The following is a 25,703-nucleotide window of genomic DNA, read 5'->3' as shown; positions in this document are numbered from 1 at the left end:
AGCGAAAATCCCACGCTCTTATCGCGCTTCTTTAGGTTTAAAGAAGGGGCAATGTAAGGTTCTATGTTGGGTAAAAATGCAAAGTTACGGGAAAGAGGATGCTGCACTCTGTGCGCGAGGCGGCTTGTTGCTTGATTCTGGTTATCTAGTGTTGAATTTGTGATTTTCGGAAAATTCTATGTTTTCATGCTGTCACTTCGTGGTTATACTCGTTTTGTGTGTTTTCTTAACAACAAATTAGGAGAGAAATGATGTTCAAGAGAGTTGTTGTATCCACGATTGTGTTTATCACGCTTGCGTTCGGCGTATCCCAGGCTGTAATGGGCCAACACCCTTGTGTTGCCGAGGCTGACCGCGTTGCTGAACGTGGCACGGGGGCGTGGATGGATGCCTTCGAACGTTGCTACTGCCGCGTTGAATATTGCTTGTAATTGCGAAAAATCATTCTAGGCGAGAAAAATGCTTTGAAAAATCGTTGGTTCCTTGTTTTGGTCACCACGCAGTTTTCGGAACTGTCCCGTGTGGCCGCCGCCCAAGTTTCCATCGGCATTAATCCTGCCTTGACCCCCCACGCTTTCGGACAGCAAACGCCTTTGCAAAGCTGCCGTGCGGAGGCGAGCCGGCGTTTCGAGTGGGGAGCCTGGGAATGGTACGATTGACTAGACCGCTGCCTGTGGCGTTTTGATCGCTGCTACGAAGCACCTGCTGAGACGATATACATCGCCGCGGCGCGAAAGGCGGGGAACGCTTGTGTGATCGGTTCCGAACAAGGACGGGTCCAAGGCGCTTCCCCGCGTTTTTGCGTGTGGGGGCCGCGGGTGAAAGATGCGGCGACCTAAGAAGGTGTTCATGGTTTGGGTCGGTTTCTTTTGTTTTTTTCTAACTAGATTTAGATAGGTGAATCTATAGTGATAACTCTGGTTTTTGTGTGTGGAAATTTGAGAAATTCGTGAGTCGGATGGTTGAAGTAATTAATCGAAGTTATTGTGTTCGGTTTGGTTGAGCAAGGTGAAAAAGTATTTTTCCGTTTACCAAGGCTTGTTATAATCCTGCCTGACTTGTTCCGATTTAACCTGAAAGTTATGAGTTATAGATGGTTCGTGCTCTGTAAGTATCGGGTTACGTAAGTCAGTTCTTTATCCTAAAAATGGTATTTCGTTTCTCTGTGCATGTAAGGCTGTTTTCTGACGCCTGATTGGTGTCTTGAATCGGCACTCAGGTAGAGGGAGGGGCCCGCGGCACAGGAAAGGAATGACCGTGGTTCTTGCTTCGTTGCGCTTGTGTTGCGGAACCGGTGGGGACCAAACGCACCTCAACAGGAAACACTACAACTTCGACCATGCACCTCTGCCTCGAAGCGGTCAGGTGGTGGTTTTGGAGGGTCAGCCTTGACGATTCTAAAAGTAAAATCCCGATCAAAGCACTTGGATGCAATCTGTCAATTTTCCTTGTTGGTGCTGCTTACGATTTCTGGTGCTTTTGCACAGATAACTGAGCCTGAAAATGGCCAGGATCAGACGATTACGTTAGGGCAGACCTTGACTTTTGACGGCCACGGGGGGATTGCTTACGATTGGGATTTTGATAATTCAGGAATTGACGCCATTATCGGCGCCGCCTCCGCGGGACCTTATGAGCGAACTTTTAATCGTTTGGGAGAATTTTCGATTGTCTTCACGCGTCACCGAAGTAATAACTCTACCAGAACTGAGAGGATGACGGTTACGGTTGTTCCCGATATGCAAATTCTACAACCTTTGCAGGATAGCGTGGTTGCTGTTGATGCTCCTATGGGCGAACGGCTTGTTCTGGAAGGGTACGTTCCGCGCCCAGATGGTGAACCCGAAGGGTTCTATGAATTTGGTTGGCGGGTAGGTGATTTTAGGGTTGGACACGGGGATGTCTTTGATTTCATTGGCGAAAGCCCGGGAGAGCAGTTGATTCCACGCGCCGCTCCCTATGATGTGGTATTTACTGTAAATTATCTTGATGCCGATGGGGTACGGATCTATCGGAATGCCGATGAAGTACGTAAAATAACCGTTTCCAATCGTCCTCGGGTGAGTATTGATTCGCCACCTTACAATAATGGTGCGACCCTGATAATTGAACCGGGAACCAGGGTTAATTTCCAAAGTACCGTTACCGATCTCGATTATGATCCAGGCTCTCCATTGGATGATGACCCCGATGATACGACCTATTCTTGGATCATTACAGGAAGGAATGGTCCAAGTGTTTTTTCTATTCTTCCCGATCCCGGCGAACGATCAGTAAATTTTTTTGGCGAATACACGCTTACACTGGAAGTTGAAGACGCATGGGGCTTGGCGGGAGTTGCTGATGATCCCGTCGACAATCCATCAACGCGGGAGATCATTGTGAGCCATGCGCCGGAAGGCGTGTTGGATACCTCAAGAGGGCCTGGGCCGGTCATTTATATAAATGAAGGCGAGGGCCTCGATTTAATTGCCGGTGGTTCTTCTGATCTAGACAACAGCGTTATTGCAGATACAGACCCCTTGACCTTTAACTGGACCTTTGACGGACCTATTGCAATTGATCCCATTGTGACCGATGCGCCGGGCGATCCTTTTCGTGACTTTGTTTTCCCTGGACCGGGAACTTACACCGTTACCTTAACCGTGGTTGATAGCCTGGATGTTCCCGATCCAACCCCCGAAACGGTAACCGTGGTTGTCAACGACCGGCCCGATGCAACCATCCTGGAACCCACCGAAAGCCAACTCATTCAACCGGGCGAGTCGGTGGTTTTTGTGGGGGATGTGGTTGATAGCGATGCGATGTCTCTTGATTATGAATGGCATTTTGACGGTGGGGCCGCCACCAATTCCAGCCAAAATCCGGGGCCTGTCACCTTTAACAGTTCCGGCGCCTTTGACGTAACCTTTCGCGCGACTGATGATCGCGGGGCCGAAAGTGCGCCGGACAGCGTACGCGTTACCGTGAGCACCCCGCCCGATGCGGTGATTACTTTTCCGGTCGAGGCCGCGGTTGTTGAGGTGGGGACGACAGTCAACTTCACCGCCAACGGCATTGATCCCGATCCCGGTGCGGCTCTGGTATATGACTGGGTGATTGTCGGGCCGGATGTGAATGAAACCTCGGATGCGCCGAATCCACGTGTGTTTTTCCCGCGCTCGGGTACCGTCACCGCGACCCTGACCACTACCGATGAGTACGGTGCGGTGGATGCCACCCCCGCGCAAGTTACCTTCTTTGTGAACAGTGCGCCGAACGGTGTGATCAGTGAACCCGCGGGTGATGTTCTCCTCGGCACCGGGGAAACCATCGACTTTGTCGGCGCGGGTCAAGACCCCGACCCCAGTGCCACGTTTTCCTTTGCCTGGGACTTGCCGGGCGGCGATCCCGGCAGCAGTACGGCGCAAAACCCGGCCGCCGTTGCCTACAACACCAATGGTGGCTACACCGCCACCCTCACCGTTCGCGATAACTTCGACACCGTCGACCCCACGCCGGAGCAACGGTCGATTCGCGTCTCGGATCGACCCGAAAGTTCCATCACCGAGCCTGTCGAAGAAATCATCGCGGTGCGCTCCGGTTCTAGCCTGACCTTTCGCGGTGTGGCTACCGACACCGACGACGGCGGCAGCGTGACCCTCTCTTGGGATTTTGGCGATGCGGCCAATTCGCTCGAGGGCACCGAGGTGACACCCAATTTCGGGACCAGTGGCGAATATACCGTCACCCTGCGGGCGACCGACGGCTACGGCCTTGGCGATCTCACCCCGCCCACGCGAACGCTCCGTGTCAGTGACGCCCCGGAGGGCAGCATCGTGCAGCCTACCCGCGGACCCGAAATTGCGGTCGCCCTTGGCGAGTCACTGACCTTTGCCGGTGCATTTACCGATGCCGACAACAACGGTCCGCACCTGTACCAGTGGGATTTGGGGGTGCATCGCGGCGTCAGGAATACCCAGGACCCCTTTGAATTTCTTTTTGAAACCGCGGCCAGTGGGCCCGTCACCTTTACCGTCACCGACGGTTGGGGCATTGTCGATACCGAACCCGCCACCCTGATGGTGCACGCAACCAACCGGCCCAACGGAATCATTCTCACCCCGGCTGAGCCCCAGGTCACCATCGTTACCGGTGAATCCGTTGACTTTTCCGCGCGTGCCACCGATCCCGACGGCACCACCGAGTTCTCCTACGAATGGGATTTCAATGGCGGCGCCACGACCAACGTCGATCAATCGCCCGGCCCCGTTTCCTTTGTGCGGCCCGGTGTGTTTGCGGTGACCTTTACCAGTTTTGATAATTTTGGCATTGCCGACGATACCCCCGACGCGGTGACCGTGCGGGTGACTGATCGTCCCGAGGGCAGCATCCTCGAACCCGAGGGCAATCAGGTCATCGGCATTGGTGAATCGGTGGTGTTTCGCGGGCAAGGTGTCGATCCCGACAGCGACATCAGTGTCGGCGAGATCGGTTATACCTGGGATTTCGGCGAGGTTGCCGGCGACAGTAACCTGGAAAATCCCGGTCCCGTCGCCTTCAACCAACTCGGCGTTTTTCCGGTGAGCCTGACCGTTCGCGATGGCTGGGGCGTACACGACAACACGCCGGCGAGCGTGACGGTCACCGTGGGACGGCGACCCGATGGGACCATTACCGAGCCGGCCACCCCGCAAGTGGTGCTCAATCCCGGTGAAAACCTGACCTTCACCGGTTCCGTTTCCGATCCCGATGATTCGGCACCCTACCATTACGATTGGCGTTTTGGGGAGGACGATCAAAGCTTCGCCACGGCGACCACCGACCCGATCACCTTCCCCGAGCCGGGCCGGTTTCCGGTCAGCTTAACCGTGCGCGACGCCATGCCGTTGGCCGACCTGTCGCCCGCGACCATGGAAGTAGTGGTGAACGATCCGCCCGAGGGGATTATCAACCGCGCGGGACTTGCTGATTTGGTTGATCACCATGGCGAACTGATCGCCGAGCCAGGTGATGTTCTTACCCTGCAGGCCGAGGCAAGTGATCCCAATACGTTGTCGGGTCTACCCGCCAACACCACCTTTTCTTATCAATGGCGGCTTCAGACACCGGGCGGCGTAACTGAACCCATGGGTGCCGATTTAGGACGACTCGATTTGGAGGTCCCAGGCGATTACGTCATTATCCTGACCGTAACCGATGATCGTGGTCAGGAAGATCGGGAACCTGACGAAATTCGTTTTCGGGTAAACGCGGATCCGAATGTGGCGATTACCGTGCCCGATTTGGACGTCATTATCAACCCCGGTGATTCGCTGGCTTTTGTCGGTGTTGTGAACGATCCCGACGGCGACAACCCGGTGATGCCCAACTGGCATTTCGGCATTGACGACCTGCCGGACAGTAGCGAACTCGAACCCGAGGCCGTTCAATTCACCGAACCCGGCGTGGTGACGGTGACCTTTTCCGCGGCCGACGCCCTTGGCTTTGTTTCGCGAGAACCCGCGCAACGGGTGATTACCGTCAACGACCCGCCCGCGATTACCTTATTCCACCTGGACGGCGTCGAGCCTGAAGAACTGGTGGCGGTGCCCGAGGGTGCGATGGTCGACTTTTCCGCGACCGTTGCGGATACGAACCCAGCCTCCGGTTTGCCGGCTCAAGACCCGGCAACGCTTCAGCTGCTCTGGGATTTCGGCGTTCTGCCCAACGATACCACCAACGCACCCAGCCGCACCTTCGTTGAGCGCGGCATCTACCCGATCACCTTTAGCGTGACCGACAGCTTTGGCGGGGAAAGCCGACGCGATGTGACCGTTGTTTCCACCGCGCCGCCGGTCGCCGAGTTGGTACTGCCGGACCAAGACGCACCCACGGTTAACTTGGGTGAGGGTCTGGTTTTCGATGCGGACGGCAGCGACCCCGATTTGCCGCCCGGTGAATCACTTTCCTTCGTATGGGACTTTGACGGCGAGCAAGTGTGCGAAACACCGCCCTGCGAGGAACCCGGTGATATCATCCGCGCCCAATCACCCGGTTTGGTTTTGTTTGAGGATGATGTGGATGTGCCCAGGCTCGAACGTTTGGTGACCCTAAACGTAATCGATAACTGGGGTTTGCCCAACCTGGAAGAAATCGTGATTCCGGTTCATGTCAACCGACCGCCCATCTTCCTGCAGCTCGCGGTTTACACCCCGCCGGGTGTCATCAATTGGCGTTCCAACCGTGCCTTTGTTCGTGATCGCGACGATGCCGACCGCAATCGCCACGAGCATGGCTTGCCGAGTCAGCCGGCCGAGGGGGCGCTAAACCGTGACAATGTGAATGATGGCGAACTGCGTTTTTACAGCTACCAGTTTTCCGATCCACTCGGCAATCAGAACTCCAACCGCGCCGAGGATTACGGGGCTTTTCCCTTTGATGTCACGGTCACCGATCCCAACGGTGCATCCTACGAAGGAACCGGCCTGGCCATGATTCTGCCGGAACTGTTTATGGAAACCATGGCAAATTGGCCGGAGCTGCCGATCACCGATTGTTTTCACGAAGATGATGCGGATTGTGCCGATTTCAACCGCGGCCTGGAAATCGATACTCTGTTGGAAATCTTGGCGCGGCCGCACCTCACCGAAAACCAACCGCCCGTGGTCGGCGACGACTTTTTCGCATTCACCCTCGGCTTAAGCCAACCGATGAACCTCTTGCACAATGATGAGGATCTGAATGACGATACCCTGGTTTTGGGCCTGCCGGATGCAACCGGTTTTGGTATTCCCTTGGTGGCTACTGCCCAGGGTGCCGAACTGCAAGTTCCCGACCACGCCGGGTTTGACCACTTCAGCTACACCGTGGTCGAGGACTTTCTCAGCGATCAACCGAATGCGGCGGTCCCCGGTGATGTCTACCTAGCCATGAGCACGGGCGCCGCACCCAACCAATGCAACAACGCGAACCTCCTGGCTTGGGTGCCGGGTATACACGAGGATGCGACCGAAACCGCCGACAACACCACCTACAGCAACCTGGTTGCCCCCGAATGCAAGCTCCAATTCGACGGACCCGAGGTTTGGTGGGGGGTTCGTTTCCCCGAAAATGTGCCCGATGTAGGATTCGCCATCGATACCCTGCCCGGCGACTTAACCAACCCGGTTGGGGATACCATCCTGCAAGTGTTTGTGATCGATCAACCGGGCCTGATGGGCGACATGTGCAACGCCGAGGGGGAAGTCATGTGTTTCGACAACATCAGCGGTGCCAACCTGTATTCCCGCTTTGCGGGTAACGCGCGGGATTACGCGGGTAAGGCGCTGTTGTTGATGGTTGATTCGGTGAGTGACGAACGCGGCCAGGTTCGGTTGAACTTGAGAACCACCGCGCGCAATCCCTAAATAGTTAATCGCTCGAACCGGAAAACCGGGGATGTGTCAGTTTGTGACGCATCCCCGGTTTTTTTATTGGGCGTGCAGGTAAGTCCGTGGTTCTCGCCGGCCGTGGCGAGGCGCTGAAATGGTGGTGAATCCGAAGACTACGGTAATTGCGGGGATAGGTGGGTCGTAGCGGATAGCGGATAATTGCGGGGATAATTGTGGGGACAGGTAGATGGAAGGTGTTGGTTGTGCACGGGATGAACCGGCGCTCCTTCAGAGCGCAAGCCATGGTGGCGTTTGAACCCAGCGTTGGCCAAAGGCATGCCGTGCGCCTTTGGCCAACGCTGGGCTGAAATCCGGCAGGGCTTCACCCTGCCACCGGTAAGCGGACCGGCGTCCCATATCGTCATTGGGACAAGTTGGGCAACGGGGTGTAGGAACCGCGGGGTCATTTTTGAACGCTGGTGACAGACGGGCAAGGCGATGATGCACGGGCAAGGCGATGATGCACGGGCAAGGCGATGATGCACGGGCAAGGCGATGATGCACGGGCAAGGCGATGATGCACGGGCAAGGCGATGATGCACGGGCAAGGCGATGATGCACGGGCAAGGCGGTGACAGACAGGTGCAAGAGGCTCTCGAGTAACGGGTTACCGGGTCAAAGTGGGTGTGTCGGATGGGTTCAAAAATCGGTGCGCATCGGATGAGACGCCGGCGTGGAAACCGTTGGCACGGCAACGCCGTGCCGGAATCTAGCCCAGGGTTCGCACCCGACGCGAAGCAGGCGGGTGCGCACCCTGGGTTAGCAGGGAAGGAACGAAGTACGCTGAAGGCGTACCGGGGAATTGCGGGGACAGGTAGATGGAAGGTGTTGGTTGTGCACGGGATGAACCGGCGCTCCTTCAGAGCGCAAGCCATGGTGGCGTTTGAACCCAGCGTTGGCCAAAGGCATGCCGTGCGCCTTTGGCCAACGCTGGGCTGAAATCCGGCAGGGCTTCACCCTGCCACCGGTAAGCGGGCCGGCGTCCCATATCGTCATTGGGACAAGTTGGGCAACGGGGTGTAGGAACCGCGGGGTCATTTTTGAACGCTGGTGACAGACGGTCAAGGCGGTGATGCACGGGCATTGCGGTGACAAACAGGCATTGCGGTGAGAAACAGGCAAGGCGGTGACAGACAGGCAAGGCGGTGACAGACAGGCAAGGTGGTGACAGACAGGTGCAAGAGGCTCTCGAGTAACGGGTTACCGGGTCAAAGTCGGTGTGTCGGATGGGTTCAAAAATCGGTGCGCATCGGATGAGACGCCGGCGTGGAAACCGTTGGCACGGCAACGCCGTGCCGGAATCTAGCCCAGGGTAGGCACCCGACGCGAAGCAGGCGGGTGCCTACCCTGGGTTAGCAGGGATGGAACGAAGTACGCTGAAGGCGTACCGGGGAGGGGACAAGGCGGTGACAGACAGGTGCAAGGGGACAAGGTGGTGACAGACAGGTGCAAGGGGTTCTCGAGTAACGGGTTACCGGGTCAAGGTCGGTGTGTCGGACAGGTTCAAAACCGGTGCGTATCGGATGAGGCCGCGGCGTGGAAACCGTTGGCACGGCAAAGCCGTGCGGGTGTTTCGTACCCATCACCGCGATTTAACGCGCGCCCACGGTACACAGCTTTTTCCGAAAAAACGGCGCAATTGGGCTGGGTATACCCGCGATCTCGTCAAAAAAGCCTCTTTAAGGACATTGATTTGATATAATCCAGGCGTTTTCAGTCTGGTTTCGGTACAGCCGTCTATTTTAAGATGCTGCACTGTTTTGATCAGGCTCCGGTTTTCGCGGGCCGTTCCATTGGCCCGACGCCCCGGGTTTCTATGCTATACAACCGCGCGTTTCACAAGATGACTCCCGTTGATTACCACGGGAACAATCGCGATGCGTCGGTTTCGGGAATGCTTAACCTAATTGCCAATAGACCGTCGATGGGTACTTCGCTTTGGCGGCGCGAGAAAAATATATTCCTGGCGAAAAACGGGTTTTGGTGAAAAAGCGCTGAGAGCCCGCCGTGTCAGATGGTTGCTTTGGAGGCTTGGCCTTGGTGGTTCAACGAATGATGCACACTCTCGGAAGATCCGATACGTTGCGTTTCTTTATTTTTGCGGTCCTGGTTTCGACGAGTGCCGCTCTTGCGCAAATTACCGAGCCCGAAAATGGGGCCGATCAGTTTATCACTTTAGGCTCATCCTTAACTTTTGACGGCCGCCACCCCAGTATCTTCAATACCTTTGACTGGGATTTTGATAATTCGGGCATCGCGCCGCTTACGGATGTTGACGACGCCGGACCTTACACGCGTACCTTTAACCGCCTTGGGACTTTTACCATTACCTATGTTCGCTACTTCTTCGGGAGCACTGTTACCACCGATACCATGACCGTGACGGTTGTCCCTGACATCCAAATCGATACACCGGGTAGCTTAGCCGTTGTCGCGGCCGATGCCTCGCCCGATGAATGGCACTCCTTTTCTTCCACCATTCCCGTTCCATCTGGTGAACCCGCGGATTTTTACGAGATTGAGTGGGTCGTGGGTGACTATATCTCGCCCAACCAAGGCTTGTTCCGGTTCCCCGGGGAAGATCCGGGTCGCCAAGAACTCACGCCTTCTGGGATTTACCGGGTTATTGTCGACGCTACCTACCTCGATGCCGACGGTGTCGAGGTGATCACACGCGGTGCCGAACAAATCGATGTGGTCGTTGCCAACCGACCCGAGGTCACGATTGACCAGCCGGCTTTCAATGCCGGCGCACCCACCATCATTCCCACCGGGGGAACCATTAACCTCGAAAGTACGGTTACGGATATCGATTATGCCGACGGCTCGATTTTTGACGGGCCCGGAAACGCTCAGTATACCTGGCGCTTGGCGGGGGCGGCGCCTGATGAATCAACAGAAGATCCCGGCTCCGTGACCTTGTCGAATTTTGGTGCTTATACCTTTACGCTGGAAGTAAGGGACCGATGGGACTTATTGGGTGTCGCCGCCGACACCGTCAACAACCCGCTGACACGCGAGGTCATTGTCAGCCACGAACCGGTGGGGAATTTGACCACCTCGCTCGGCGCCGGCCCGGTCATTAACATCAACGAGGGCGATCCCATTGATCTCATTGCCGGCGGTTCCACCGACCAAGACAATGTCCTGGTCCCCAACTCTGACGACCTGACCTTTGTCTGGTCCTTCACCGGTCCGGTTGCAATCGACCCTTTTGAAACCGATTTACCGCGCGATCCGGTTTCCGGCTTCCTGTTTCCCGGTCCGGGTACCTACACCGTGACCCTTACCGTGCGCGACAGCCTGGGTGTGGTAGACCAAACGCCTGAGGTCATCACCGTTAACGTGAATGACCGACCCGACGCCACCATCGTCACCCCCAACAGCGATCAACTGATTCAACCCAATACCACCGTGAACTTTGCCGGTGAGGTCGTTGACACCGACGCGGTTTCTCTCACCTACGCCTGGAATTTCGACGGTGGGGTGGGGACCGACAACGTGGAAGATCCCGGTGACGTATCCTTCCCCAACGCGGGTATTTACGACGTGACCTTCCAAGCCACCGATGACATGGGAGCGCAAAGCACGCCGGCCACCGTTCGTGTCACCGCGAGTACACCCCCCGATTCCAGCATTACCGCGCCGCTGAACAACGAGGTGCTGGAAGTCGCTTCCTTTATTAACTTCGCGGGGACGGGGACCGACCCCGACGATGCGGTACCGCTCGCTTACTCCTGGCGGATCCAAGGACCGGGTGTGGATGACACGGTCACCCAACAAAACTTTTCGCGCCAGTACGGCACGCCGGGAATTTATACCGCCACCTTAACCACCACCGACCAATACAACGTTCCCGACGCGACGCCCGCGCAAATCACCTTCGTTGTGAACAGCTTCCCCAACGGGGACATCGCCGAGCCCGCCGCGGACGTGGTGATTGGGACCGGTGAATCCGTAACCTTTGCCGGTCAAGCCGGCGATCCCGACGCGGGCGCCACCTTCACCTACGATTGGGCGTTACCGGGAGGCGATCCCGCCACCAGTACCCTTGAAGATCCGGGCGCCGTTACCTACAACACCAACGGGGGTTACACCGCGACCTTTACCGTACGCGACAACTTCAACACCGCGGATCCCACGCCCGCCACCCGTCAGATCCGCGTTTCCGACCGACCCGACGGCAGCATTACCGCCCCCGCCGACGACGTGATCACCGTGATCTCCGGCTCAACCGTCTCCTTCGCGGCTTCCGCCACCGACGCTGATGACAACGGCTCGCTCACTTATGAATGGGACTTCGGCGGCGCGGCCGTGGCCATGAACGGTGCCGCTGTCAATGCGACCTTTGGCACCAGTGGCGAGTTTACCGTCACCATGCGTGCGCGTGACGGCTACGGCTTGGTCGACGGAAACCCGCCTAGCAAAACCCTGCGTGTGACCGACGCCCCCGACGGTGAAATTATCGCGCCGACAACCGCGGCTTCGATTGCGGTCGCCGTCGGCGAAACGCTGCGTTTTGAGGGTGCTTTCACCGATTTGGACAACAACAGCCCGCATACCTTCCTATGGGATTTTGGTTTGTTGGGTCGTACCAATACCAACCAATCGCCTGGCGAACTCCAGTTCGATTCGGTTGGGAGCGGTTTGGTAACCTTCACGGTTACCGATGGTTACGGGATTGCTGACCAGGATCCGCCCGGGTTAACCGTCAACGTGACCAACCGTCCGAACGGCACCATTCTGACCCCGGCCGAGCCCCAGGTCACCATCGTTACCGGTGAGTCGGTGAACTTTACCGCGGAGACCACCGACGCCGACAACAGCACGCCCTTTACCTTTGCATGGGACTTTGACGGCGGCGCGGCCGGCAGCACGGTCGAATCGCCCGGTGCCACCGCGTTCAACACGCCGGGCGTCTACAACGTCAGCTTCACCGGCATAGATGCCTTCGCGATTGAGGACGATACACCCGACACCGTCACCGTGCGCGTCACCAACCGCCCGGAAGGCACCATTCTCGAACCCGCGCAAAACGTGGTGATCGGCGTGGGCGAAAGCGTAACCTTCCGCGGCGAGGGCAGCGATTCCGACAGCGACATCAGCCCCGGCATGGCCTATACCTGGGATTTTGGCGGGGTGGCCCCTTCCAGCGATCAGGCCGAGCCCGGCTCGGTGACCTTCAACAATACCGGCACCTTTACCGTGTCGCTTACGGTCCGCGACGGCTTCGATGTACCTGACGACACCCCGGAAACCGTGACCGTGACCGTCGGCGAACGTCCCGACGGCACCATTACCGTACCGGGAACCGAGGAAGTGGTGATTAACCCCGGCGAGGCCGTGACCTTTACCGCTTCCGTTTCCGATCCCGACAACTCCACCCCCTACAGCTACGCTTGGGATTTCGATATCGCCGATCAGGTGTTTGCCACGCCGACCACCGACCCCATCACCTTCCCCGATGCGGGCCGCTACCCGGTCGCGCTCACGGTGACCGATACCATGACGCTGGCCGACCTGTCGCCCGACACCTTGACCGTGGTGGTGAACGATCCGCCCGAGGGCACCATCAACCGAACCGTGCTTGGCGAATTGCTCGATAACAACGGTGAACTGATCGCCGGTTTGGGCGATCAACTGACCTTGCAAGCCGAGGCAAGCGATCCCAACACCCTGTCCGGCTTGCCCGCCAACACCAGCTTCACCTACGCTTGGTCCTTCACCGGACCGGGCGTGAACCAGGCGTTCGAAGGTGCGGCACCGGGTGTGCTTAACCTCGACACCATCGGTACTTATACCTTGACCCTGACCGTTACGGATGACCGCGGCCAAGCCGACTTGGAACCGGACAGCATCGCGTTCCGGGTGAATGACGATCCCGACGCCGTGATTACCCAACCCGAGCTGGACCTGGTCGTGAATCCCGGTGAATCCCAATTCTTCGCGGGGACCGTTTCCGATACCGACGGCGATAACCCGGTTGTTGCCAACTGGAATTTCGGCATGAACGGCGTGCCCGACAGTTCCGATTTGGAACCCGGTCTGATCGAATTCCTCCAGCCCGGCCAAATTACCGTGACCCTTACCGCGACCGACGCCTTGGGTTTGACCTCGCGCCAACCCGCCACACGGATCATTACCGTCAATGACCCACCCAGCATCGATCTGTTCGAGCCAGGCGTGGAGGACGGTGGTTTGCTGCCCGTGGAGCAGGGGAGCACCGTGGATTTCTTTGTCTCCGTAAGCGATGAAAACCCGCTTTCCGGTTTGCCCGACGAGGCACCTGAGTCGTTGAACCTAAACTGGAATTTCGGTGCATTGGGGTCCGCGAATACCGCCGGCACCGACGTACAATTCACCAACCGCGGCGAGTTCCCGGTCACCTTCACCGTGCGCGATAGTTTTGGTGGGACCACCACGCGTACCTTGACCATCGCCTCGACCACGCGTCCGACCGGTCAGATTGTTTCGCCGGACCAGGACGCGCCCGTGGTGAACCTGGGCGAGGGTTTGGTGTTTGAAGCCGAGGGCAATGATGACGATCTCCCAGGCGGCGAATCGCTGCGGTTCGTTTGGGATTTCGACGGTGAGCAAATTTGTGCGTCACCGCCTTGCCCCGATCCGGGAGATGTGGTCGGCACCGAGGATCCCGGTTTGATCCTTTTCGAAGACGACATGAACGTGCCCGAACTGATCCGGCGCGTAGAAATGAACGTTTACGACAACTACGGCTTGGCCAACGCCGAACCCGCGGTGGTGAATGTACGGGTGAACCGACCGCCGAGTGGCTTGCAACTGGTGGTGTACACGCCGCCCGGCAGTTCCCTGTGGGGTTCGAACCGTGCGTTGGTCGCGGATCGCGACACGGTCGACAATGGGTTGCACCTGCAAAGTTTGCAGACCCAGCCCGCCTTGGGTACCGTGGAAGTGGCTACCGAGACCGACGGCCCGCGCACCTTCTATGATTACAACTTCATTAACCCGAATGGAAACCCCAACTCCAACCGTGTTGAAGACTACGGATACTTCCCCTTTGACGTGCGCGTCACCGACCCCAACAACGTGGTCCTCGACGGTGTCGGCGCGGCCATGATTCTCCCGGAAGAGTTCATGTTCTCGATGCGTGATTGGCCGGAGACCGCCATTACCGACTGTTTGCAGCCGGGTTCCGAGGATTGCGCGGATTTCGTGCGCGGTCGTGAAATCGACAGCATGGTGGAAATCCTCAATGCGCCGCATCTGGTGCGCAACCAACCGCCGACCGTGGTCGACGACTACTTCGTGTACACCGTGGGGCCCTTTCAAATTCTGGACGTGCTCGCCAACGATTTCGACGGCAACGAGGACAGCCTTGAACTGATCAACGTCCCGGCGACTTCCGACTTGGGTGTCAGCCTCGCCGCCGCGGATGTCGTCCAATACCAAAACCGTAACTTTGTCGGTTTCGACCACTTTACCTATTCCGTTCAGGAGCGTTTCCCCGACAACTCCTTGGGAACCGTGATCGACGGTGATGTGTACCTTGCCGTCAATACCAGTACCCCGCCGAATCTGTGCAACAACGCCACCTTGCTGAGTTGGGTTCCCGGCGTCAGCGAGGATGACTCGGTGATTCAAACCAACGTGGGGTTCACCAATGAGATCCTGCCCAACTGTAAACCGGAGTTCGACGGCCCCGAGGTATGGTGGGCGATTCGTTTCCCCGAGGATGTCCCCGCGGTCGGTTTCACCATCGATACCCTTCCCGGCAACATCAATGATCCCATCGGCGATACCGTGCTGCAGGTGTACCGCGTGAACCAACCCGGTGCGCTCGCCAACATGTGTGCCAACCGCGACCTGCTGGACTGTTCCGACAACATTAGCGGCGCCAACCTGTACTCGCGGTTCACCCACGGCAACGCCCAAGACTTCGCCGGTCAGGTGCTCTTGTTCATGGTCGACGCGGTCGACGCCGAGCAGGGCACCGTCCAGTTGAACTTGACGACCCTGCCTTAACAGACCCTGAAACCAGAAAGGGACGGCGCTGATCGAAGCGCCGCCCCTCGGGTCCCAAGCTGTCTGGATTTACTCTTCGGTTTCGCTTGGATCTCCGTTTGTTGGGGCCAACACCGTGACGCGCCGGCTCTCCTCGGCCCCTACCAAGACTTGGCCGCCGACTGGGTTGACGGCCAAGGCGCGAATGCCGCGTAAAAAATCGATGGCGTTCGGGCTATCGTCGATGCGTTGGATCAGCGTTCGTCGACCGGCTGCCTGTTCCAGAACAAAAACCGAGGGTGTTTCTAGTGAGCCGAAAAAGACGCGGTTTTCATCAAATAACAGGGAACCAATGGGCGCGATGGGATTCATGTCGGAATCGACGAACCGGAAGCTGTCCACGTGGGTTAGGGTTTGTCGCGTTGCATTCCAGTCAAACACGTGGCATTGCTCGAAATCTCTGAGCCACAACTGACCGCGTTGGGCGTCGAAGTCCAGCGCGTGCAAGTCGTTCCCCTGAACCGGACTCGGCCAAGCGGTGATGGTCCCCGTTTTGGTCCAGCCTGCCTCGCCTTCCTCGGTAAAAAGAACCACTTCCCCCGTTGAATAGGAGACAAACAGGGTGTTGTTGTCCGTCAACGCGAAGCTGCTCGCATCGAAAATGGGTGTCATCGTGTCGAACCCCGGGTCGAGGTTTTGGTCGTGGGTTAAGCGGCCGGATTCGGGATCCCGACGGTACGCGACGATACGCCCGCGACTGTCAAAGGCCAAGAGCCACCGCTGATCCGCCGTAAGGGTGAAGGCCATGACCTCGAAATACTCGGCTTCGCGCTCAAATGGCAGTTCCACCCGTTGGATAAGCGCCAAATCCCCGCGTTCGGTGTGCCGTTGCAACACACGAATTGCGCGTTGGTTTTGGACGTAAAGAAAACGGCCGTCGTCCGTCAGTTCGAGTTGCTGGAAGAAATGGTCCATCGTGCCCCCGGCCTCATCAGAGAACGGACAGGTGATGTGGTTTTTGTCCGTAAGTGCGCCGGTCTCTGGGTTTTGCCGTGCGTGGTACAAGCCTGAGTCCATGGTTGCAATGTAAACGTCGATTCCGTTGGGTGCGATCGCGAGGTCCCAGGGTCCGTAAACGATGCGGTCCTGTTCGGTTTGGTCATAACGCTGGACCACCTCGTAAGCGGCTCCAGGTGCCCTTTGGTTGAGAATGTCGATCATCCCAAGGTCGGGAAAGGTGACAAAGCGGCCGTCACGCAGAAAAAAATCCACTTGGAAATAACCGCGCCTCGCGAAGCCCATGTGCGCGCGTGGTTCGTTGGGGGCGAAAGGGAAACCGATCTCCACCACATCTGGTTTGGCGTCCATTTTCTTAAACAACAGGAGCAAACCCAGATCTTCATGGAATGCCGTGTGGGTATAACGGTCCCAATATTCGCCACCCCAGTGATCAAATGGACCCAGGTCCGTTGCGCGAAAGTCGATAATCGCACCCCGATCCAAATCGAGGTACAGTTGATAAATCAATCGGCGCGGCTGACCCGCGAGGAGGATCGTGCGCCCGTCGCGGCTGAATTCACAATGGGTTAAGTCGTGTCCAACGATTAAAAAATTAGGGTCGACCCGCATGGCGCGCACCCCGGTTTTTTCACCGTCTTCGTTGAACTGGATCAGGGCGAGATCCGTGTCCAAGGGTGAATAGACAAGCAGCATTTGCTGTTCGGGCAACCATTGGGCGTGGGTGATATCGGTCCAAGCGAAAGGGGTTTCAGCCGTGGTGGGATAGCTGTAAAGCGGGCTGAGCCGTCCGCTGTCCAGATCTCGTTCCAGGACCAACAGCCTGCCGTTTTCGCGTGTAAAAACCCGGTCTCCCCGGTCGTTGAAAACAAAGATGCCGTGGTCGTAGCCGGGCCCAAAGTGTGCCGCTTCGATCTCACCGTTGTTGCTGTCGCGGGTGAAGACACCGATCCCGTTTTGGCGGTTGGCATCACGCTTGAGCACGTAAAGATGTCGGTCGTCGGGACTGATCACCAGGCGCCGTGCATCCGCGAGCCCCCGCGCGTCCAAGCGCCCACTCAGGGCTTGCACAAGGTGCGGGGGTCCGCTTGCGGGCAAGGTGAATACATTAATTCCTGGAAAATCAGACATGTCACCCTTGCCGAGGACATACAGGTACTGCTCGGCGCGGTCGGTTTGGACACTGGTTACGCCGCGGAGGAAGGCGCCGTCCTGGCGTTGTAGCCAATCGGCAACGGGTTGGTAATCGGCAGACAAGGTGCCGGCAAGCAGGGGGAGAAGCAGGAGCAATCGTGTTAAAAACATGGTGGCCTCTAAAAGGAATGAATGTTGGCCGCCGATCCCGCCAAGGGGGCCGAGCGCACCGCGCAGCCATGAAGAAGATAGAGAAGGTCGCCTGGGGATAGGGAAGGACGACGCGTATTTTGGGGAATAAATGAAACCCAAAGAAAGGGACGCGGGCCGGACCGCAACCGGTCGTTTTAGATCCGCCGGTGGGTTTGATTCGTAGGCGGGGGGCCTTTCCGTAAAGGAAGGCCGATTCGAGGGGCGCCGCGTCGCCCTCAAGGGAGCAATGGCCATGCCCGTTTTGGGGATGCTGTTCGTTTTTGCCGTGGTCGTGTAAATCTTGTGGCATGTTAAGGTTAAGGCTCACTGAATCAGTGGTTTGGCATTGGTTTTGGGGCTTTGTGTCTGTGTCGCCGGTGACAATGGATTTTGTGAACTTCCCGAGCATGGGGTTGGTTCGCGGGTGAAGCCCCGCGCGCCGTGACAGGGTTGGCGGTCGCCGCCGTTGTCGGGCCTTTATCGCGGGTGGAGCTTTTTGTGTTATCTTTACACCCAGCTCGGCGCAACCCCGTGTGTGCGCCTTTTTTTGACTGAAATGTTGTATGAATGCATTGGCATCGGTGGGTGTTGGTTGTTTGGCCTGCCCGCTGTGACCGCGCGTTTCCAAGAGACGAACGGTTTTTGGTGAGAAGGACGAATCGATGCTTCGGTTGTTGGACCAAAGCACAGGGCCGCCGACAGGGTTCGGTGGCAGGGGGAGGAAGACACCATGGCTGTCGCCTGCGATTATTTAGATGAAGTATGCCGTGATGCGTTCCGCTTGGCGGAAATGGATTTTGCGGCGGATATGCCCGACGGTGATGTGACCGCCGAGGTGCTGGCGCTCGCGGGACGCACCGCCACCGCGCGCCTTTTTTGTCGCGAGGATGTTTCCATGGCCGGCGCCGCCTGGCATCACCAAATTGTCGCCGCGTTTCGGGCCCGTCGGCCGGGTGCACGTGTTGACGTGACCTGCCACCACGCCGACGGCACGCGTCTACCCGCTCAATCCACGTTGTTTGAATGGCGCGGGGATGTGGCCGATTTGGTTGCGCTGGAACGGCCCTTTCTCAACTTCTTAGGACGGGCCGTCGGCATTGCCAACGCCACCCATCGCTATGTGGCCGAGGCCCGCAAATACACCCAACATACCCAGATTCTCGATACCCGCAAAACGCTGCCAGGTTATCGCTATCTCGACAAATACGCCGTCTTGTGCGGCGGCGGTCGCAACCACCGCCTCAATTTAAGCGACGGCGTGCTAATTAAAGAGAACCACATTGCCAAGTTGCAGGGCGTGCGCCAAGCGCTCGCGTTTGTGCGTCAGAACCTGCGCAAGGACGTGCCCATCCAAATCGAGGTGACCTCCATGCAGCAATTGCGGGAGGCGCTGGAAGAACAGTGTCCGCTGATTATGGTCGATAACTTCACCCCCGAGATGGTGGCGGAAGCCTGCGCCCTTGACCGTGGCGACAGCCAAATCGAGGTCAGCGGCGGCATTACCTTGGAAACCCTCGGCGCCTATTGCCGACACAGTCCCGACCGCATCTCCATTGGTGCGATTACCCACTCCATTAAAGCTCCCGATCTCAGTTTGTTGATAAGCGAGGATTAAGCTCATGACCGTTTCTGTTGCAACCGGATCGACCCCACGCATCGATCCCGGTCTGGACCTCTTCGAGGAAATTGAACGACTCAAAAAAGAGACCGACACCATTTTGTTGGCCCACTACTACCAGGAAGGTGACATTCAGGATATCGCTGATTTTATCGGCGACAGCTTGGATCTTGCCCGGCGCGCACAGGCCGTAACCCACAAGCGCATTTTGTTCGCGGGTGTGCACTTTATGGCCGAAACCGCCAAAATCCTCAACCCGAGCAAAACCGTGCTCATTCCCGATATGGCCGCCGGCTGTAGTCTTGCCGACTCCTGTCCGCCCGACGCCTTTGCCGCCTTCAAAGCCAAACATCCCGACCATCTCGTCGTCAGTTACATTAACTGCACCGCCGAGATCAAAGCGTTGAGCGACATTATTTGTACCAGCACCAACGCCGTCGACATCGTTAACTCGATTCCCGCCGAGCAGCCTATCATCTTTGCGCCCGACCGGTTCCTTGGCGCCTGGGTACAGAAGAAAGCGCAACGGGACCTGGTTCTTTGGCAGGGGAGCTGTATCGTCCACGAGAATTTCAGCCACAAAAAGCTGATCGAATTGAAGGTGGCCCATCCCGCCGCCAAGGTTGTCGCGCACCCCGAGTGCCCACCCGACATTCTCGATGAGGCCGATTTCATCGGCAGCACCCGCAAGATCCTCAACTTCGTGTCCGACGATGCGTGCGATACCTTCATCGTGGTGACCGAGGCCGGCATCATCCACCAAATGAAAAAGAACGAACCGGAAAAAACCTTTATCCCCGCGCTCAACGACGACGAAACCTGCAGTTGTAACGAGTGCCCCTTCATGAAATTGAACACGATGGAAAAGGTTTACCTGGCCTTGCGCGACGGCGCACCCGAGATCCACATGGAAGAAAGCTTACGTGCTCGGGCCGAGTTGCCGTTATTGGAAATGTTGAAACGCAGTAAATAAGCCGTGGGCGGCGACGGCCCCTTCGTTGCCGCCGACTTGAACCGGAACCGTCCCGTTCAAGCTACTCAAGAAAGGAACATCATGGACGTACTCGAGTCGGAATTTTTGGTGATCGGCGCCGGTATTGCCGGTCTGTCGTTTGCCCTGCGCGCCGCCAAGTTGGGCAAGGTGAATGTCTTGCTGAAGGACAGCTTCCAAAAGTCGTCGACTCAGTACGCGCAGGGCGGCATCAACGCGGTGCTCGCCGAGCAGGATTCGTTTGAATCCCACACCCAAGACACCCTTGATTGTGGCTACGGCCTGTGTGACGAGGCCGTCGTGCGGATGGTCGTCGAGCGCGGTCCCGAAATCATCGAGGACCTGATGGCCTGGGGCACCGATTTCACCCGTGATGGTGAGCGGCTCAGCCTGCACCGCGAGGGCGGCCACGCCCACAATCGCGTTGTCCACGCCAAGGACGCGACCGGTGCCGAAATCATGCGGGCGCTGATTGCTTCCGTTCGCAATGAACCCAACATCACCATTTTCCCCGACCACATGGCCATCGACTTGATTTTTCAGCACCAGCTCGGCGGCAAATCGATTAACGAAAACACCCGTTGTATCGGCGCCTACGTGCTCGAAAGCCAAACGTCCATGGTTAAAGGTTTTGTCGCCTCCGTTGTGTATTTGGCCACCGGCGGGATCGGCAAGGTCTATCCCTACACCTCGAATCCGCGCACCGCGACCGGTGACGGCATTGCCATGGCCTACCGTGCCGGCATTGAGGTGGAAAACATGGAGTTTATCCAGTTTCATCCGACCATTCTTTACCATCACGAGGTCAACCGTTTCCTGATTACCGAGGCGACCCGCGGCGAGGGCGGCATTTTGCGCGACAAAAACGGTCGCGCTTTTATGGCCGACTACCATCCACGCAAGGAACTGGCACCTCGCGACGTCGTGGCGCGCGCCATCGACCGCGAGATCAAACAATCCGGCAACGGCAGCGTGTTCCTCGACCTAACCCACCTCCCCAAGCCACATCTCCAGGATCATTTCCCCAATATTTACGACACGCTGTTTGACCTCGGTATTGACATCAGCGTGGACATGATTCCGGTTGTTCCGGCCGCCCATTACCTGTGCGGTGGATTACGCGTCGACCAACACGGCCGCACCCGTTGCGCGGGCTTGTTCGCGGGTGGTGAGTGCAGCAACACCGGGCTTCACGGCGCCAACCGCTTGGCGAGTAACTCCTTGTTGGAGGCCGCTGTATACGCGAAGACCTCGTTTGAATTTATTGAAAAGCTTCGGGAAACCGAGCTGATTAAGCCGCCGCGCAACATTGCGCCTTGGGTGTACCACGAAACCTCCGACGCCTACGAAGAGACCTTGGTTTCGCCGCTCTGGAAAGAGGTACGCCAGTTTATGTGGAACTACGTCGGCATCGTGCGCACCAACAAACGTTTGGACCGCGCAATTCGCCGCATTGAGTTTCTGCGCCAAGAGATTGAAACCTCTTATTGGAACTTCCGCATCAGCAAGGATCTGATTGAACTGCGCAACATTTCCATTATCGCCGAGTTGATCATTCGCTCGGCCGCGCAACGCAAGGAAAGCCGCGGCTTGCACTACAACGTCGACCATCCCGAAACCTTGGAACAATACGCGCAGGATACCTGCTTGATGTTGCACCGGCACGGGCTGTTTCGATGATGGTTTGAGGATTCTTTTTTCAGGATGGTTAGAGGATCCTTTCGGTGAACCCTGGTTTTGGTACGCGGCGGTGTCCCTTTTTGGCGGTTTGAATGGTGGATGCGGCCGGATAGGGCGGCCCTTTTGCCGCCTAACGTTCCGTAGGGCTGTAGGGTACCCGACGTGGATGGTGCCGTGGCTTCGAATGCCTGTACCGGGGTGCTCGGTGTTTACGGGTGGGAATGCCCTGAAGGGACTGGAATTAAAGGTGTTGTGGGTGTGCAGCGCCGCGGGGGCCGGGCGAATCGGTTGCGGGTTGTGAGGCCGACGCCTTCAGCGTCTGCACGAGGGGAACTCCTGAGGACCCAGAGCAAACGGTTGTTACACAACCCTTTGATCTGGGCTGAAATCGCCGGCGCCCTCGGCGCCTAAGCGCCGTCAGCGCGGCCGGTTGACGCGCGCCTCCGGCGCACGGTTCAAATTTTTTGTGGTCCACGGATGACGGTGTGCGAATCCCGCCGGGATTCGCCGGATCGCCCACATGCAAACCCGGCGTGTGATGGGGGTTCGCCGGATCGCCCACATGCAAACCCGGCGTGTGCGGAGGGGCGCCGGATCGCCCACATCCAAAGCGGGTGTGCGTGGGGAAACCGGCCGGATCACCCGCCTCCAAGTTGGGCGTTTGATGGGGACGATCCTCGGGTTATCCTCGATCGGGAACCATCAGGATCATGCGAATTGCGTCTAGGCGGAGGCGCGACTCTTCCAACAGATCCACGATCAGGTTCAACCGTTCTTCAATGAACGCCAGTTCCTCCTCGCGGATGCTGGGGTTCAGCTTACGCAGGGCCATCAAGCGTTGGTATTCCTCTTTCAAGCTGTTCATGGCGCGGTCTTCCGCCTCGTGGCGGTGATCGACCGCGATGGCCTCGGCCTCTTCTTCCGCGACCTCAATCAACTTGGCGAGGATGTCGCCCAGCGCTTGGCGCTGCTGCTGGAGTGTGGCCATCGGACCTTTGTCGAGCTTGACTTCTTTTAGTGCCTCGAGCAGATCGGGACGCAATTGTTGGTTTTGGTCGACCGCGATCAGGATCGGTAGCGGGGCCAGGTACTCTTCGAGGGCGACGCCCTCGTTGACCGGTGACTCCAACACAAACAAACATTGGACCAAAATCCCAGGCTCGGGCGCCTTCTTCCAAAGCGAGAACGAGGTGCTGCCGCGTTTGTGGGCGAACATCAGGTCGATGGCGCCCAGGACCATGGGGTGATCGTAACTGAGGAAGGTCACGTCCTCGCGGATCACCGCTTGCTCGCGATCATAAGTGATTTCGATGCCGTCGTCGCCCAAGTACGGGAAGGACTCGACGAACATGTGCGAGCTGGGGCGCACGTACTGGTTGTCGGGATGGTCGGCGTCATGCACGTTGACCCCGAACAAGTCGAAGACGCGGTCCATGAAGTCCTTGAGCTCCAGATTGTCGTCGATTTCCACGATTTCCTCGACCAGTTCATCGGCCACGTCCGGGTTAAAGGAGTGCAGTTCCAGCAGGCGGTCGCGCCCCTGTTCAATGCGTTGCTTGACCTCGTTGGCCAACACGCGACTGCGTTCGATGAAGGCGTTGATCGTGTCCGGCGTCTTGAGGGCCGTAAACAGGGTGAAGATTTCGTCGCGCACGTGCTCGAAGATGTAATCGCCGTCGATCAAGTGTTGTTCGAAGGCGTCCAAACCCTCGTGGTACCAGCGGAACAGGTACTCTTGGGGGGAACCCTGCACGTAGGGAACGTGGATTTGAATGTCGTGGTGCTGGCCGATGCGGTCGAGGCGGCCGATCCGTTGTTCCAACAGCGCCGGGTTCAGTGGCAGATCGAACAGGATCAGGTTGTGGGCGAACTGGAAGTTGCGGCCTTCGCTGCCGATCTCGGAACACAACAGCACTTGGGCGCCTTCTTCCTTGGCAAAGTAAGCCGCTTGGCGGTCGCGTTCGATCAGGCTCAGGTCCTCGTGGAACACGGCCAGATCGATGTTTTTGGCCAGCGCCAACATTTCTTGCAGCGCCAGTACCACCACCTTGTTGGAGCAGATTAACAAGAACTTTTCTTCTTGGTTGCGCAGGAAGGCGATCAACCACAGCAGGCGTGGGTCTTGGCGCCAAGCGCGTTGCAGCAAGCTGGCCGCCTCGGTGAGGTCCATCTTGACCTCGTTTGATTGGAACGCCGGCGCGCCCGCGAGCACCCGTTGCCCTTCGAACCTATCGTCAATGAGTGGGATGGTGACGTCGAGGTAGTCCTCGTAGTAGCGGTTGCTTTCCAACGCAATCGGGTGGACGATGCGCCGCGGGAAACCTTCCAGTACCTTGCGGCGGTTGCGAAACACCATGCGGCCGGTACCGTGGCGATCAATCAGCGATTGCAGGAAGTTTTTGCCCTCGGCTTCGTCGCCCGCCTCGGCTGTTTTGGCCTGCTCGTGTAGGGCGCTGTCTTTCGGGAACAATTGTTCGGTGGTGGCGGCCAAGCCGTCGGTTTTTTGTTCCAACACTTGGTCGGCCAGTTTGGCCAGTTCACCGTAAAGCTCGACCTCATTTTTAAAGGCTTCAAAATTGTTGAAACGGTCGGGGTCCAGCAGTTGCAGGCGGCCGAAGTGGCTTTCCAGACCGAGCTGGCGGGGGGTCGCCGTGAGCAGCAAAATCCCGCCCGCGTGTTTGGCCAGATCTTGGACCAGTTGGTATTCCTTGGAGACCTTTTCTTGGGACCAGGTGAGGTGGTGGGCTTCATCAACAATAACCAGGTCCCAATCGCCTTCGACCACCTGTTCGCGCAGTTCTTGGTTGTGGGCCGCCTCGTCGACACTTTGCAGCACACATTGGAAACTGTAATAGGGGTTGGTGTCGGGGTGGGTTTTGGCAAGTTCGCGCGCCTGGCCGGCGGTCATGATGTTAAACAGCATGTTGAATTTGCGGTACAGCTCGGTGAGCCATTGGTTGACCAGGTGGTTGGGGACCAGGCAGAGCACGCGCTTGGCGCGGCCCGTGGTCCACATTTGGTGGAAAATCAAGCCGGCTTCGATGGTTTTACCCAGGCCGACCTCGTCGGAGAGCAGGACGCGCGGATGGTAGCGGCGTGCGACTTCCTGGGCAATGTAAAGCTGGTGACGGACCAACTCGATACGGGCGCCGACGAAACCGCGGCACGTGGAGGAAAGGCTGCGTTGGCGTACTTCCCAGGCGCTGACGCGCAGATCGAACTCTTTGGGTTTGTAAATCTGGCCCGCGAGGAGTTGTTCTTCGGGCCGGCTGTAAACCAAGTTGTGGTCGAGTTCGGTTTCGGGCAGGATGCCTTCTTCGCCGAGGTAAAACAAAATGCCGTTTTGTTCTTTGACCTCAATGACCGTAAAGCCGCCGCCGCGGTTGTCGCGAACTTCTTCGCCCACTTCAAACTGGACGCGTTTCAGCGGCGCTTTGTCCCGAGCGTAGATCCGTTGGGTCGAGGATGCCGGGAAAAAGACCGTAATGTTGCGCGGCCCGACTTCTTTGATCATGCCCAGGCCGAGGGTGGGTTCCCCTTGGCTGGCGCAACGTTGTCCTACTACCCAATCCGACATGAATCCTCCTGCGGTTGTGTTTCCGGCGCGCGTGCGGTATGCACCGCGCTTTTTTGGGAACGGTGTGTGGGTGGGGCCGACGCGGAAAAAGCTCGAGCGCGGCGGCCGGGATGCGAGGGTGCC

At 57.7% G+C, this 25,703-nt stretch carries 7 protein-coding genes; 5 read left to right on the top strand and 2 right to left on the bottom strand.

Annotation, left to right across the window (positions count from 1 at the left end; genetic code table 11):
* The first annotated feature begins 2,381 nt into the window (after window positions 1–2,381).
* Window positions 2,382–7,367: a PKD domain-containing protein gene (locus J3U88_RS22525; RefSeq protein WP_207861245.1), complete on the top strand. Its 4,986-nt coding sequence runs from the start codon at window positions 2,382–2,384 to the stop codon at window positions 7,365–7,367.
* A 2,076-nt stretch (window positions 7,368–9,443) separates the two neighbouring features.
* Complete coding sequence (locus J3U88_RS22520; protein ID WP_207861244.1) at window positions 9,444–15,392, top strand: PKD domain-containing protein; 5,949 nt, start codon at window positions 9,444–9,446, stop codon at window positions 15,390–15,392.
* Window positions 15,393–15,461: 69 nt separating this feature from the next.
* Here J3U88_RS22520 and J3U88_RS22515 read toward each other — a convergent pair whose 3' ends face one another.
* A complete protein-coding gene (locus J3U88_RS22515) occupies window positions 15,462–17,693 on the bottom strand; it encodes a beta-propeller fold lactonase family protein (RefSeq protein WP_207861243.1) in 2,232 nt (743 codons plus the stop codon).
* 751 nt (window positions 17,694–18,444) lie between these two features.
* Here J3U88_RS22515 and nadC point away from each other — a divergent pair.
* The 3 genes from nadC (at window position 18,445) to nadB (ending at window position 22,003) form a co-directional block, all read left to right on the top strand.
* Window positions 18,445–19,329 (top strand): carboxylating nicotinate-nucleotide diphosphorylase, encoded by an 885-nt coding sequence (gene nadC, locus J3U88_RS22510; protein WP_207861242.1) that lies wholly within the window; start codon window positions 18,445–18,447, stop codon window positions 19,327–19,329.
* Window positions 19,330–19,333: 4 nt separating this feature from the next.
* Window positions 19,334–20,305, top strand: coding sequence for a quinolinate synthase NadA (nadA, locus tag J3U88_RS22505; protein WP_207861241.1), 972 nt, complete (start codon window positions 19,334–19,336; stop codon window positions 20,303–20,305).
* 81 nt (window positions 20,306–20,386) lie between these two features.
* Window positions 20,387–22,003, top strand: coding sequence for an L-aspartate oxidase (gene nadB / locus J3U88_RS22500; RefSeq protein ID WP_207861240.1), 1,617 nt, complete (start codon window positions 20,387–20,389; stop codon window positions 22,001–22,003).
* A 682-nt stretch (window positions 22,004–22,685) separates the two neighbouring features.
* On the opposite strand, the gene rapA is transcribed toward nadB, so the two are convergent.
* Window positions 22,686–25,580: an RNA polymerase-associated protein RapA gene (gene rapA / locus J3U88_RS22495; protein WP_207861239.1), complete on the bottom strand. Its 2,895-nt coding sequence runs from the start codon at window positions 25,578–25,580 to the stop codon at window positions 22,686–22,688.
* Window positions 25,581–25,703 lie beyond the last annotated feature (123 nt).

Origin of the sequence: Acanthopleuribacter pedis, assembly GCF_017377855.1 — a bacterium.
In the GTDB taxonomy this organism is placed as follows: Bacteria; Acidobacteriota; Holophagae; order Acanthopleuribacterales; family Acanthopleuribacteraceae; genus Acanthopleuribacter; species Acanthopleuribacter pedis.
Note: the sequence above shows the minus strand (reverse complement) of the source record. Positions and strands in the feature narration are given on the sequence as shown.

What these genes read in the sequence shown, in the direction of transcription:
- nadC (WP_207861242.1), top strand. Translation starts at nt 18,445, where the DNA reads ATGGCTGTCGCCTGCGATTATTTAGATGAAGTATGCCGTGATGCGTTC.
- rapA (WP_207861239.1), bottom strand. Translation starts at nt 25,580, where the DNA reads ATGTCGGATTGGGTAGTAGGACAACGTTGCGCCAGCCAAGGGGAACCC.
- nadB (WP_207861240.1), top strand. Translation starts at nt 20,387, where the DNA reads ATGGACGTACTCGAGTCGGAATTTTTGGTGATCGGCGCCGGTATTGCC.
- J3U88_RS22520 (WP_207861244.1), top strand. Translation starts at nt 9,444, where the DNA reads ATGATGCACACTCTCGGAAGATCCGATACGTTGCGTTTCTTTATTTTT.
- J3U88_RS22515 (WP_207861243.1), bottom strand. Translation starts at nt 17,693, where the DNA reads ATGTTTTTAACACGATTGCTCCTGCTTCTCCCCCTGCTTGCCGGCACC.
- nadA (WP_207861241.1), top strand. Translation starts at nt 19,334, where the DNA reads ATGACCGTTTCTGTTGCAACCGGATCGACCCCACGCATCGATCCCGGT.